General features: G+C 65.7%; 11 protein-coding genes. 3 read left to right on the top strand and 8 right to left on the bottom strand.

What is annotated here, in order from left to right; all coding sequences use genetic code 11:
- Positions 1-34 precede the first annotated feature (34 nt).
- The gene (locus tag DNK49_RS15515; RefSeq protein ID WP_110526535.1) at positions 35-1033 is read right to left on the bottom strand and encodes a YeiH family protein; all 999 of its coding nucleotides are present in this window, start codon (positions 1031-1033) and stop codon (positions 35-37) included.
- Positions 1034-1138: 105 nt separating this feature from the next.
- Between DNK49_RS15515 and DNK49_RS15520 the strand changes: the two genes are divergently transcribed.
- On the top strand, positions 1139-2038 hold the full coding sequence (locus DNK49_RS15520; protein WP_110526536.1) for a LysR substrate-binding domain-containing protein: 900 nt from the start codon (positions 1139-1141) through the stop codon (positions 2036-2038).
- A gap of 16 nt (positions 2039-2054) precedes the next feature.
- On the opposite strand, the gene DNK49_RS15525 is transcribed toward DNK49_RS15520, so the two are convergent.
- The 5 genes from DNK49_RS15525 to DNK49_RS15545 all read right to left on the bottom strand — a co-directional run bounded on the left by DNK49_RS15525 (position 2055) and on the right by DNK49_RS15545 (position 8684).
- Positions 2055-3395, bottom strand: coding sequence for a sigma-54-dependent transcriptional regulator (locus tag DNK49_RS15525; protein ID WP_110526538.1), 1341 nt, complete (start codon positions 3393-3395; stop codon positions 2055-2057).
- Positions 3395-5212, bottom strand: a complete 1818-nt coding sequence (locus DNK49_RS15530) for a sensor histidine kinase (RefSeq protein ID WP_165843346.1) — start codon at positions 5210-5212, stop codon at positions 3395-3397. Before DNK49_RS15530 ends, DNK49_RS15525 begins: the two co-directional genes overlap by 1 nt.
- Positions 5202-5585 carry a DUF1850 domain-containing protein gene (locus DNK49_RS15535; RefSeq protein WP_110526542.1) on the bottom strand — a complete coding sequence of 128 codons (384 nt, stop codon included), beginning with the start codon at positions 5583-5585 and terminating at the stop codon, positions 5202-5204. Before DNK49_RS15535 ends, DNK49_RS15530 begins: the two co-directional genes overlap by 11 nt.
- 5 nt (positions 5586-5590) lie before the next feature.
- Positions 5591-7624, bottom strand: a complete 2034-nt coding sequence (locus tag DNK49_RS15540) for a TRAP transporter permease (RefSeq protein ID WP_110526545.1) — start codon at positions 7622-7624, stop codon at positions 5591-5593.
- A gap of 109 nt (positions 7625-7733) precedes the next feature.
- A complete protein-coding gene (locus DNK49_RS15545) occupies positions 7734-8684 on the bottom strand; it encodes a TAXI family TRAP transporter solute-binding subunit (RefSeq protein ID WP_110526547.1) in 951 nt (316 codons plus the stop codon).
- Positions 8685-8975: 291 nt separating this feature from the next.
- Here DNK49_RS15545 and DNK49_RS15550 point away from each other — a divergent pair, with 291 nt between their 5' ends.
- Positions 8976-10112 carry an NAD(P)/FAD-dependent oxidoreductase gene (locus DNK49_RS15550; RefSeq protein ID WP_279386427.1) on the top strand — a complete coding sequence of 379 codons (1137 nt, stop codon included), beginning with the start codon at positions 8976-8978 and terminating at the stop codon, positions 10110-10112.
- A 97-nt stretch (positions 10113-10209) separates the two neighbouring features.
- On the opposite strand, the gene DNK49_RS15555 is transcribed toward DNK49_RS15550, so the two are convergent.
- Together DNK49_RS15555 and DNK49_RS15560 are read right to left on the bottom strand one after the other, a co-directional pair.
- On the bottom strand, positions 10210-11433 hold the full coding sequence (locus DNK49_RS15555) for a CaiB/BaiF CoA transferase family protein (protein ID WP_110526550.1): 1224 nt from the start codon (positions 11431-11433) through the stop codon (positions 10210-10212).
- Between the two features lie 15 nt (positions 11434-11448).
- Positions 11449-12636 (bottom strand): acyl-CoA dehydrogenase, encoded by a 1188-nt coding sequence (locus tag DNK49_RS15560; RefSeq protein WP_110526552.1) that lies wholly within the window; start codon positions 12634-12636, stop codon positions 11449-11451.
- 135 nt (positions 12637-12771) lie between these two features.
- Here DNK49_RS15560 and DNK49_RS15565 point away from each other — a divergent pair, with 135 nt between their 5' ends.
- Positions 12772-13665 carry a LysR family transcriptional regulator gene (locus DNK49_RS15565; protein ID WP_110526554.1) on the top strand — a complete coding sequence of 298 codons (894 nt, stop codon included), beginning with the start codon at positions 12772-12774 and terminating at the stop codon, positions 13663-13665.
- Position 13666: the final 1 nt, after the last annotated feature.

The raw sequence follows: 13666 nt of genomic DNA on the forward strand, positions 1-13666 counted from the left end.
CACCAGGGAGGCACGCCCGCCAGACGATCGATCCTTATTGCGCAACCAGCTTGACCAGCACCAGCCCCGCCAGCAGCAGGTAAGCCCACAGCAGCAGGGCCAGCACCCACACTCTGGCGCCAGCCGCACGGACGTCGGCGATGCGGGTGACCATGCCCAGCGCCACCAGCCCCATCGCCAGCAGCGCATCCGCGGCCAACGCACCAGCCTGACGCAGCGCCTCCGGCACGCCACCCGCCAGATTCAGCAACAGCACGCCCAGGAAGACCCACAGAAAGGTCGGCACCCGCACACGTGCGCCACTTGCAGACCGCGCACCACCACACTGCATGGCGATCCACAGCACCGCCGGCGCCAGCAGCATGACGCGCAACATCTTCTCGACCAGCGCGGTGCTGGCAGCGTCGGGCCCCACCATTGCGGCAGCAGCAATCACATGCCCCAGTTCGTGCACCGTCAGACCGATCCACAAACCAAAATCGGCCTCTGACAGGCCGGTCAGCGGCATCAACAGCGGCATCAGGTACATCGCCAGCGTGCCGCAGATCACCACCGCGGCGACCGCCGAGGCCACCTGCCGGGCACGCGCGCTCAACACGCCATCGGCTGCAGCTACCGCTGCCGCGCCGCAGATCGCGCTACCCGCGCCGATCAGCAGCGCCAGTACCGGATCCAGCCCCAGGCGACGCCCCAGCAGACGCGCCAGCAACAGGGTGGAGGCCACAATGGCCAGCGCCAGCATCAGCCCCTGCCAGCCCACCGCAGACAGGTCGGACAGGCCCAGCTTGAGCCCATACAGCGCGATACCGGTACGCATCAGGGCGCCGCGCGCCAGCGACAGCCCCGGCGCCCCCGACTGCGCCAGCGTGGGCCAGAGATTGCCAAGCAGCATGCCGAGCACGATCGCCAGTGGTAGCCAGCCCAGCCCCCTGCTGGCAAAGGCCGGCATCGCCGCAAGCTGTGCAGCAAGCGCGGCCAGCACCAGACAGGCAAGCAGGCCAAGGCGGACATCCGGGCGCAGCACAGCATTCATATTCTTTTTGACGCATAAGGTTAGTCAGGATGGTCATAACGATAAGCGCCGTTCTAGAATTCACATAGGCAATGGAAGTTAATCAAGCATTCCCTGGAGTTATGCATGAACCTGCACTTGCTCAAGGTCTTTGTCCGCGTGGTGGAGGCCAGCAGCTTCTCGCGCGCAGCGGACCAGCTCGGCATCAGCCAGCCGGCAGCGTCCAAGGCGGTACGCGAGCTGGAGACCCAGCTCGATACCGTGCTGCTCGAGCGCCGCGGGCGCTTCTTTGAACCCACCGAAGCCGGCACGGTATTGCTCGAGTACGGTCGCAGCCTGTTCGCGCTGGCGCGCGAGGCGGACGAGGCGCTGCTGGCATTCAACGGTCTGGCCCGTGGTCGCTTGCGTATTGGTGCCAGCACAACCATCGCCAGCTACTGGCTGCCGGACTTCCTGCGCCGCTTCCACCAGCAGCACCCTGGCGTTGCGCTGCAGGTGGTGGCCGCCAACACGCAGGCGATTGCCGGACAGCTGCTCGACTACCGCCTGGATGTGGCGCTGGTCGAGGGTGAGGTCGATGACGCCCGGCTGGAGATCCGCGCCTGGCGCACCGAGGAGATGATCGTGATTTCGCCGCGTGAGCTGCCACAGATCAGTGCGACCGATCCGGCCACCTTTGGCGATGGTGCAACCTGGATCATGCGCGAGCGCGGATCAGGCAGTCGCGATGCCACCGAGGCACTGTTGCGGCAGTTGGGCATCCGGGCAGGAGACGTCATCGAAGTCGGCAGCAATGAGGCTATCGTGCAAGCCGTCGCGGCGGGCATCGGCCTGGGCGTGGTGCCGCGGATCTGCGCCCGCGACCCACTCGCCCTGGGCCGTGTCCGCCGTCACGTCCCCGCCACCGGCCCCATCCGCCGTCAGCTCTACCGCCTGCGCCTGCCGCAGCGCCCGGTCAGCCCCGCCGCGCTTGCGTTCGAGGCCCTGCTGGCAATGCCCGACACGGTGGCGGAGCCGGCGGATTGAGTGCTGGCGACCGGACTCAACTGCCCCGGTAACGCTCGACATCCACCCGGTATTTGGACAGCTTGTCGTACAAGGTCTTGCGTGGCAGACCCAGGGCCTCGGCGGCGGCCGCGACATCGCCACTGCTGCGGCGCAGGGCACCTTCGATCAAGGACAGTTCGAAGCCCGCGACACGCTGCGCCAGGCTGTTGGGACCGTTGCCTGCAGTGTCGGTGTTGACCCGCCACAGGCCCAGCACGAAGCGGTCAGCGGCGTGCTGCAGCTCGCGCACATTGCCGGGCCAGTCCTGCGCCATCAGCCAGTCGAACAGTTCCACCGACAGGTCAGGCTGCGGGCGGCGGTAGCGCTCGGCCGCCTGCTGGCAGAAGGCGGCGAACAGCTGCGGGATGTCTTCGCGCCGGTCGCGCAGCGGGGGCAGCACCATCGACACCACATTGAGGCGGTAGTACAGGTCGGCGCGAAAGCGCCCGGCCGCAGCCTCGGCAGCAAGGTCGAGCTTGGTGGCGGCGACGATGCGACAATCGACCGGGATCAGGCGGTTGGAGCCGAGGCGCTCGACCACCCGCTCCTGCAGCACACGCAGCAGCTTGGCCTGCAGCGGCAACGCCATGCCCTCGATCTCGTCCAGAAACAAGGTGCCGCCGCTGGCGTACTCGACCTTGCCGGCGCGGCTGCGGGTCGCGCCGGTATAGGCGCCGGGCTCGACGCCAAACATCTCGCTCTCGAACACACTCTCGGGCAATGCCGCACAGTTGATCGCAACAAAATTGCCCTTGTGCCGGCGGCCAGCCGCGTGCAGGCCGCGCGCAACCCGCTCCTTGCCAGTACCGGTCTCGCCGAAAACCAGCACGTCGACATCGGTGTCGCCCAGCTCGCTGACCAGGCGACGTACTTCACGCATGGGTGCACTGTCGCCAATCAGCGCCTCGACCTCGTCATTGCTTGCCAGCCGCGCCTTCAGCGCCCGGTTCTCGAGCACCAGCCGGCGCTTGTCGATGGCACGCTGCACGACCTCGACCAGGCGCTCGGGCGCAAACGGCTTCTCGATGAAATCATAGGCGCCCAGACGCATTGCCTCGACCGCCATGCGAACGTCGCCATGGCCAGTCACCAGGATCACCGGCAGGTCGGCATCGATCGCGCGCACCTGCTGCAGCAGGCTCATGCCATCGATGCCGGGCAGGCGCACATCGGTCACCACCACGACCGGAGCGCCGGTGGTCAGGCTGACCAGGGCCGGCTCGGCACGCGGGAAATCGGTGACCGGGATGTCGGCCAGCACGAAGGTCTGCCTTGCGGCCGCCCGCAAGGCGTCGTCGTCTTCAACCAGGATCACCTGGACCGGTTGCTCACTCATCACACATCCTTTTCTGCCTGCTGCGCCGTTGCCGCATCCCATGAGACCCGCATCACCGTCCCCCCTCCTTCACGTGCCGCGACTTCCAGCCGCCCACCCGAGCCGCCAACCAGATCGCTGACGATGGACAGCCCCAACCCCAGGCCCTGACCGAGCGGTTTGGTGGAGAAGAAGGGCTGCAGTATGCGCTCCCGTACGTCGGGATCGATGCCCGGACCATTGTCCTCGACCTCGAGCCATAGCCGGCCATCCTGCAACCCGGTGCGGATGACGATGCGTCCATCGCCGCGGCCATCGAGGGCATCCACCGCATTGCCGACCAGGTTCGACAGCACCTGCTCCAGTGCCTGGGATTGCAGCGGAAAGGCGTGGTCCTCACCCTGCAACTCCAGCACGATGCGGGCGCGATCCAGGCGCTCGCGCAGCCAGCCCGCCACCACCTGCGTCGCCGCGCGCGCCGACGCACTGCCACCGGTGGTCTGCTGGCGCGAGGCAAACACTTTCAGCTGCGAAGTCAGCCGTGCCATGCGCTCGACCAGACCGATCATCTGCTGCAGATTGTCCCGCAGCGCCTCGGTCTTGTGCCGGTCGAGCAGGATCAGGCCATTGCCGGCGAAGGTGCGCAGCGCTGCCAGCGGCTGGTTGAGTTCATGCGCCACCCCGGCGGCCATCTGCCCGAGGGCGGCGAGACGGTCGGCCTCGATCAAGGCGCGCTGGGCACCGCGCAGCTTCTGCTCGGCACTGACGCGCTCGGCGATCTCGCGGGTCAGGCGGGCGTTGCTGTCGGCAAGGTCGGCGGTGCGCTCGGCCACCGTCCGTTCAAGCACGCCCTGTGCCGCCAGGCGCTCGCGCATGCGGCGCGCACGCAAGCGCAGATACAGCACCACAACCACCAGCACGCTCAACACCAACGCAACCGCCAGCACGGTGCTCCAGGCCGCCCGCCGCGCGGCGCCGGTATCGTTGAGCATCAGCATCTCCCAGTCCACCCAAGGTACCGGACGGGCGACGGTGAGGAACTCCTTGCCCGACAGGCTCAGCCGGCGGCCGTCGAGCCATTCCAGCGGCAGCGGATTCAGGGGCGCGGTGAAATACTGCCGCGTCTGATCCAGTACCCGGCGGGACGTCTCGGCCAGTGGCGCCAGCGCAGCGAAGCGCCACGCTGCGACCGACGACAACGCAACCACCCCGTGCCGATCGACCACCATGACCGACTCACCCCCCGCCGCCCAGGTGTTTTCAAGCTGATCCAGCTCGATCTTGACCGCAATCACCCCCAGCACCCGGTCACCGTCGCGCACCGGATGGGCAATGAAGAAGCCCGGCACCCGGGTCGTGGCACCCACCGCGAAGAACTGGCCAACGCCGCCGTCGATCGCCTGCTGAAAATACGGCCGGAAGGCGTAGTTCTCGCCAACGAAGGAATCGGGGCGGCGCCAATTGCTGGCTGCCAGGGTGTTGCCCCCGGGGTCGATCAGGTAGAGCATGCCGGCGCCGGTACGGTCATTGACGCTCTCGAGCAGGCGGTTGGTCAGATCAATCTGTGCTGCGTCATAAGGGTCGAGCAGCAAGGTCTTGAGTTGCGGGTGCTGGGCGAGTACCGCCGGCAGGCTTTCGAAACGCAGCAACTCGGCATCCAGACTGGCCGACAGCAAGGCAAGACGCTGCTGCGCATGCGTGGCGACAGCATCGAGTTCGAGCTTGAAACGGTAGCTATGCGCTGCCCAGAACACTGGCAGTACCAGCAGCAAGGCCACCAGCAGGCGCTGCAGACGACCGCCACGTGGGCCGCCGGAATGCAGGCGTTCAGCGTCCATCGACTGGCTCCGCGCCACACGGCCGCACAAGGGTGATCCCGCCATCCGAGGGCAGGACAGCCGCCATCGGACGGCAGCCACGGCCGGGCTCGCACCAGTCGTAGTCAGCAGTATGTTCGGAGCGGGTCAGTCGAAGTTCGGCATGCACGCCGCGAGGGTGCCACTGCCACACCCCATCACGCAAGACGGCGTCGGCGGGGGGCTCCATGCCGGCACCGTGGCCCCGTACCCGCACCGCATCAAGCACCAGCTGGCCGGCCTCGACCCGCCAGTCCTCTTCCCAGCGGACCTTCTCGATCGAGTGCGTCCAGCCCAGGGTGAAGGCCTGCACCGCCACCACCACGGTGGCGGCAGTGCTCAGGCAGATGGGCATCGCGCTTACACAGTCAGCGCCTGCGCCGAGCGCGAGCGCCAGATGTGCCAGCCCAGTACCACTGCGGCCAGACCAAAGCCGATCTCGTCGGTGATCGGCATTGCCACCACCAGGCAGGAGGCGGCAACAAAGGCCAGCACGCGCTCGATGACATTCATCGGGGAGCGGAAGTACCCGACCACCGCAATGCCCCACAGCGTGACCGCGAGCAGCGCCTTGAACACCACATAGACGGTGGCATCCAGCCCCTTGTCACCCTGCAGCATCAGTTCCGGTGCATACACCGCCATATAGGGCACGATGAACCCCGCGATCGCGATCTGCACGGCCTTCATCCCGATCTTCAGCCCGGTTTCCTTGGCAATCGGCGCTGCAGCGAAAGCAGCCAGTGCAACCGGTGGGGTCAGATCGGCCATGATGCCGAAATAGAACACGAACATGTGCGACACGATCAGCGGTACACCCAGTTCAAGCAGGGCGGGCGCCGCGATCGAGCTGGTGATGATGTAGTTGGGAATGGTCGGAATGCCCATGCCCAGTACCAGGCAGGTCAGCATGGTCAGCACCAGCGACAGGAACAGGCTGCTGGCACCGATCTGGATGATGTAGCCGGCAAAAGTGGTGGCGCCGCCGGTCAGGGTCAGCGAACCGATGATGACCCCCACCAGCGCACACGCCACACCGACCGGCATCGCATGCAGCGCGCCCTCGACCAGCGCGGTTACCGCCACCTTGAGGGTATCGCGACCTTCGCGACGTACGGCCAGCAGCACCGCCAGCGCCGCGACCACCACCACCACCGAGATGATGCCGACCTTGGCAAAGGCCGAGCAGGCCAGACCCAGCGCGATCCAGAAGATCAGCCGCAGCGAGGTACCATTGAGCCGCCGCGCCAGCGACGCGCCGAAGATCAACACCACGGTCAGCGCCAGGCCGACCATGCCGGCAAACATCGGCGTGAATCCTGCGAACAGCAGATAGACCAGACCGATCAATGGCAGCAGCAGATACCAGCGTTGGCGCACCGCCACCCAGGGATCGGGACACTCTTCCTTGGGCAGGCCCTTCAGCCCGGCACGCCCCGCCTCCAGATGCACCATCCAGAACACGGTAAAGAAGTAGAGCAGTGCCGGAATCGCCGCCGCCTTGGCAATCTCGACGTAGGGCACGTTGATGGTTTCGGCCATGATGAAGGCCACCGCCCCCATCACCGGCGGCATGATCTGTCCGCCCATCGAGCTGGTAGCCTCGACGGCGCCGGCAAAGGCTGGCTTGTAGCCGAACTTCTTCATCAGCGGAATGGTGAACTGGCCGGTGGTCACCACATTGGCCACCCCGGAGCCGTTGATCGTCCCCATCAAACCGGACGACACCACCGACACCTTGGCCGGCCCCCCCTTGGTGTGACCGACCGTACCGAGTGCGAAGTCGGTAAACAGCGTGATCATGCCGGCCTGTTCGAGAAAGGCACCGAACAGGATGAACAGGAAGATGTAGGACGAGGACACATAGGTCGGTGTGCCATAAATGCCTTCGGTACCGAAGGCGAGCTGGCCGACCACCTGGTCCAGGCCATAGCCGCGATGCCCGAGCGCGCCGGGCAGGTGCTCGCCAAACAGCGCATAGCCCAGAAAGGCGAGGCAGATCAGCGGCAACGCCGGCCCCATGACGCGGCGTGCAGCTTCAAAAACAAGTGCAATGGTGACGATGCCCACCGCCATGTCGGCATCGGTCAGCTCGCCGGCACGCGCCACCAGATCCGCTTCGTAGATCCAGTGATAGGTGGCCAGCGCCAGGGCACCGAAGCCCACCAGTTTGGTGATGATGCTGGTCGGCCCCTGGCCGCCGCGCACCGGGTAGAGCAGGAAGGTCAGCAACAGCAGGAAGCCGACGTGGAGCGCACGCACGACGGTGCTCGACAACGGGCTGAAGGCCGAGGAGACGAGCTGGAAGACGGAAAACAGGATGGCGCTGAAGAAAACGACGCGCAGCATCCGCTTGCCCGCATCGACAGCGGGCGAATCGGCGGCTTGAATCATGGGAACTCCGGATCAGGCAGGCGGGACGATGGCGACCCCGGCGCAGTCGCCGGCCGGTCGACACGGGGCCGGGGCCACGCCAAGCGCCGCCCCGGTGTTGCAACAGCCCTTACTTGAGCACGCCTTTCTCGCGGTAGTACTTTTCGGCACCCGGGTGCAGCGGAATCGGCAGATCCTTGGCTGCGCCCTCGAGCTTGATCTGACGCGCGGCCGAGTGCGAGTTGCCCAGGCGCTCGAGGTTTTCGAAGATGCCCTTGGTCATCTCGTAGGCCACGGCGTCGGACACCTTGTCATGGGTCACGAGCAGGTTGTTGATTGCGACCGTCGGTACATCGGCGGTCTGGCCTTCGTAGGTGTTGGCCGGCACTGCAGCGGGCTGATACGCCGCATCACCCACCTTGGCCACCACATCGGCCGGTACCGGGACGAAGTTCACCTTGACTGCGGCAGACAGGTCGCGCAGTGCAGCCACGCCCAGGCCTGCGGACTGCAGGGTGACATCGATCTGGCGGTTCTTCATCAGTTCGACCGACTCGCCGAAGGGCAGGTATTCGACCTTGGCGAAATCGCTGTAGGACAGGCCAGCGGCCTTCAGGATGGCCCGAGCATTGAGTTCGGTACCCGAACGCGGCGCCCCCACCGAGATGCGCTTGCCCTTGAGGTCGGCCAGCGACTTGATGTTGGCGTCGGACAGGGCGACGATCTGGATGTAGTTGGGATAGACCGATGCGATCGCGCGCAGCTTGTCGAGTGGCTTGGCGAAGCCGGCTTCGGCATTGCCCTTCCAGGCGTCGGATACCGAATCGCCCAGCGAGAAGCCAATCTCGCCACGCCCGGCCTGCAGCAGGTTGAGGTTTTCGGCCGAGGCCTTGGTGGCCTGTACCTGGACCTTGCTATCGGGGATCTTCTCACCGTAGATCTGCGACAGGGTGACGCCCAGCGGGTAGTACACCCCGCTGGTGCCGCCGGTCAGCACATTGACGAAGGTCGTCGCCGAGGCTGCGGTGCTCAAGGCCAGGACCATGCCACCAATGGCACATTTGCGGATCAGGGATTTCATCGGAAGTCTCCTCATTAATTAGTGTGAGTGATGCAGCCATAAGCAGGCTCTCTCATTTAGCAAGGCTGATGCCAGCCCCCCGAGCTTGATGATCAACACCTTTTCACTTTATTTTCAGCATCTTGCGTTTAACCCCCAGTACCACTTCCGTACCATGCTGGCGGAAGTCCGGAATCCACCCTTTCCCGCTGTCGGCGCATTCGCACACTGCAATGCAGCATTCCGGACGAGCGCGCGTCTCGTGATCTCTCACGGACTTCCGCTCCCGCCGCTGCTCTGTTAAAACGCCGCCTGCAACTACAAAAATGTCAGGAGCACAGCCGGATGGAGACAGTGGATGTCGTGGTGATCGGTGCAGGCGTGGTCGGCCTGGCCTGCGCAAGCGCACTGGCTGCGGCTGGTCGCGAAGTATTGATCGTGGAGCGCGAGGCCTGCTTCGGCAGTGGCATCAGCGCACGCAACAGCGAGGTCATCCACGCGGGCCTGTACTACCCGCCCGGCTCGTTGAAGGCGCGCCTGTGCGTCGAGGGACGGCAGCAGTTGTACGCCTACTGCGAGCAACGCGGCGTGGCACATGCCCGCTGCGGCAAGCTGGTGGTGGCGGGTCGCAGTACCCAGGTCGATGCACTGCAGGCCATCGCCAACCGGGCACGACAGAATGGCGTCGATGACCTGCGTCTGCTTGAGCGCACTGAGATCGCCGCACTCGAACCCGCGCTCGACGCCCATGCCGCACTGCTGTCGCCTTCCACCGGCATCGTCGATAGTCACGGCCTGATGCTGGCACTGCTTGGCGACGCCGAACGTCACGGCGCCATGCTGGCGCTGGGCAGCCCGGTGACGGGTGGTGTCGCAGACGGAGACGGCGTGGTGCTGGAAATCGGCGGCGAAGCCCCGATGACCCTGCGTGCCCACTGGGTGATCAATGCAGCAGGGCTGGATGCCGTTGCGCTGGGTAGTGCCATCCGCAGCGCGGCATCGACACAAGCCCCCCGCGCACGGTTCGCACGCGGAGTGTATTTCAGTTACAGCGGCAAGGCACCGTTCTCGCGCCTGATCTACCCCATCCCCGAACCCGGCGGACTGGGCGTGCATCTGACACTGGATCTGGGCGGGCAAGCCAAGTTCGGCCCCGATGTGGAGTGGATAGACCAGCCCGATTACCACGTCGATCCGGCACGGGTCGGCCGTTTTGCCGAAGCCATCCGCAGCTGGTGGCCGGCGCTGGAACCAGACCGCCTGCAGCCCGGCTACGCCGGCGTGCGCCCCAAGATTGTTGGCCCGGGCGAGGCCGACGCGGACTTCCGCATCGACGGCCCGGCACAGCATGGTGTGGCCGGACTGATCCACCTTTACGGCATCGAGTCGCCCGGCCTGACCGCCTCACTGGCGATCGGAAATCATGTCGCGACGCTGGTGACGGCCTGACGTAGAAAAGCGGCCCGGCCGTCAGGAGGCTGCCGGACTTGAGCAATCGTGGCGAGCCGCGTGGGAGATCAGCCTCGAGTCCGACAAGCTCCCGGGCTCAGACCACGCCCTGTTCGCGCAGCAGGGCGATGTCGTGGGCGTCCAGCCCCAGCGTGCCGGCCAGCACCTCATCGGTGTGCTCACCCAGCATCGGCGGCGGCAGGCGGTAATCCACCGGGGTCGCGGACAGTCGCATCGGGCTGGCGACCAGTGGCACTTCGCCGGCGACCGGATGGGGCATCGTCACCTTCAGCCCACGTGCCTGCACCTGCGGATCGGCAAAGACATCCGCCAGGGTATTGATCGGCCCGCAAGGCACGGCCTGGGCTTCGAGCGCGGCAATCCAGTCGGCAGTACTGCGGTCAACAGTGAGCTTTTTCAGCAACGGGATCAGCACTGCACGGTTCTCTACCCGGGCACGGTTGGTGGCAAAACGCACGTCTGCGGCCAGCTCAGGCTGGCCTGCCTCGGCGCAGAAGCGGGCAAACTGGCCGTCATTGCCGATGGCCAGGATCATGTAGCCGTCTGCAGTCGGGAAATCCTGATAGGGCACGATGCTGGGATGGGCGTTACCCAGCCGCCTGGGGTTCTGCCCGGCCGCCAGATAGTTCGAGGCCTGATTGGCCAGGCAGGCGACCTGCACATCGAGTAGCGCCATATCGATATGCTGCCCCTCGCCGCTGCGGTCGCGCCAGGCCAGTGCGGCCAGCACCGCATTGGTGGCGTACAGGCCGGTCAGGATATCGGTCAGCGCAACACCGACCTTCATCGGCCCGCCCCCCGCCTCGCCATCCGGCAAGCCGGTCAGGCTCATCAGCCCACCCAGACCCTGGATCAGAAAATCGTAGCCGGCACGCGGGGCATACGGTCCGTCCTGGCCAAAGCCGGTGATCGAGCAGTACACCAGACGCGGGTTGACCGCCTTCAGGCTGTCGTAATCCAGGCCGTATTGCTTGAGGCCACCAAGCTTGAAGTTCTCCAGCACCACGTCCGAATCGGCCGCCAGCCGACGCACCAGCGCCTGGCCCTCCGGTCGGGTGATGTCGATGGTGACCGAGCGCTTGTTGCGGTTGGCGCACAGATAGTAGGCCGCAACCTGAGTGTCGGTGCCCTGCTCGTCCTTCAGCCAGGGGGGACCCCAGCCGCGGGTGTCATCCCCGGCGCCGGGGCGTTCGACCTTGATGACGTCGGCCCCCAGGTCGGCCAGCATCTGGCCCGCCCATGGACCCGCGAGAATGCGGGAAAGGTCGAGCACACGGATATGCGACAGGGCGCCGGACATGACGGTAGTGGCCTCTTAGTTGCTGAATGCGGCGATGCCGGTGATGGCACGGCCCAGGATCAGCGCATGCACATCGTGGGTGCCTTCGTAGGTGTTGACCACCTCCAGGTTCACCAGATGACGCGCCACGCAGAATTCGTCCGAGATGCCGTTGCCGCCGAGCATGTCGCGCGCCACCCGGGCAATGTCCAGCGCCTTGCCGCAGCTGTTGCGCTTGACGATCGAGGTGATCTCCACCGGCGCAATCCCTTCGTCCTTCATCCGCCCCACGCGCAGCACGCTCTGCAGCCCCAGGGTGATCTCGGTCAGCATGTCGGCCAGCTTCTTCTGCACCAGCTGGTTGGCCGCCAGCGGACGGCCGAACTGCTTGCGGTCCATGGTGTACTGGCGGGCGGTCTCGTAGCAGGCCTCGGCCGCGCCCAGCGCACCCCAGGCAATACCGTAGCGGGCCGAGTTCAGGCAGGTGAAGGGGCCCTTCAGGCCGCGCACCGTCGGGAAGGCGTTCTCTTCCGGGCAGAACACTTCGTCCATGACGATCTCGCCGGTAATCGACGCACGCAGGCCCACCTTGCCGTGGATCGCCGGTGCCGACAGCCCCTTCCAGCCCTTTTCCAGAATGAAGCCGCGAATCTGGCCTTCGTCGTCCTTGGCCCACACCACGAACACGTCGGCGATCGGGCTGTTGGTGATCCACATCTTGCTGCCCGACAGGCTGTAGCCGCCATCGACCTTCTTCGCCCGCGTGATCATGCTGCCCGGATCCGAGCCGTGGTTGGGTTCGGTCAGGCCAAAGCAGCCCACCCATTCGCCAGTGGCGAGCTTGGGCAGGTATTTCTGTTTCTGCGCTTCGGTGCCGAATTCGTTGATCGGCACCATCACCAGCGAGCTCTGCACGCTCATCATCGAGCGGTAGCCGGAGTCGACACGCTCGACTTCACGTGCAATCAGGCCGTAGCAGACGTAGTTCATGCCCGAGCCGCCGTATTGCTCGGGGATGGTCGGACCCAGCAGGCCGAGTTCGCCCATCTCGTTGAAGATCTCGCGGTCGGTGCGCTCGTGGCGAAAGGCTTCCTGCACGCGCGGCAGCAGCTTTTCCTGGCAGTAGGCACGGGCGGTGTCGCGCACCATGCGCTCCACGTCGGTCAGCTGTTGATCCAGCAGAAACGGGTCTTCCCAGTTGAACGTCGCCTTGTTCGATGCCATGCCTTCCTCCGTTGTCGTCTGTGGTGACCGGCGATTGCCGATCTGTGCATGACACGCATCTTAGGAAGCATACGAGCCAGACTCAAACGCTATTTATGCAGTAACCTGTGCATTTTCCTCACTCCGAGATCTTGCATGCGCAAGAAAATCCCCAGCACCGCCGCATTGATGGCGTTCGAGGCCGCGGCACGGCACGAGAGCTTCACCCGCGCCGCCGACGAGCTGGCCCTGACCCAGAGCGCGATCTGCCGCCAGATCGCAGGCCTCGAGGATTTTCTCGGGGTCGCCCTGTTCCGCCGCACCCGACGTGGTGTGCAGCTGAGCGAGGCGGGAATGCGCTATGCACGCCAGATCACCCCGCGTCTGGACGCAATCGAACGTGACACCCTGGCGGTGATGGCACAGCACGGCAGCGGCAGCACCATCGAACTCGCCGTCGTCCCGACCTTTGCCACCCGCTGGCTGATGCCACGGCTGGCGGACTTCCGCTCCCGCCATCCTGAGGTGCAGATCAATATGAGCACGCAGACCCGGCCTTTCCTGTTCGACCAGACCGAGTTCGATGCCGCGATCTACTTTGGCGAAGCCGGCTGGCCGGGTACCGAGGCGCACTTCCTGATGCGGGAGTTTCCAGTGCCGGTATGCAGCCCCGCACTGCCGGGCGCTCAGGCCGGACTGCCCCCCGAAGCAATCGCCCGCCTGCCCTTGCTGCAGCAGACCACGCGCCCTTATGCGTGGCGGCAGTGGTTCGAGGCGGCAGGCGTCAGCGCGCCGCAGGACATGGCCGGCATGCGCCTGGAGCTGTTCTCGATGCTCGCCCAGGCTGCGATCGAGCGCATGGGTGTGGCACTGATCCCGCCCTTCCTGATCGAGCAGGAGTTGCAGGCCGGCCGACTGATGATCCCCTGCGAACGCAGCCTGGCCAGCCAGCGCGCCTACTACCTGATCATGCCGGAGCACAAGGCCGAGCGCCCCGAGCTGAGCGCCTTCCGCAGCTGGCTGATCGAGACCGCCGCCGCGCCCGCCTGAG

The sequence above is a fragment of the Parazoarcus communis SWub3 = DSM 12120 genome, from assembly GCF_003226565.1.
Lineage (GTDB): Bacteria > Pseudomonadota > Gammaproteobacteria > Burkholderiales > Rhodocyclaceae > Parazoarcus > Parazoarcus communis.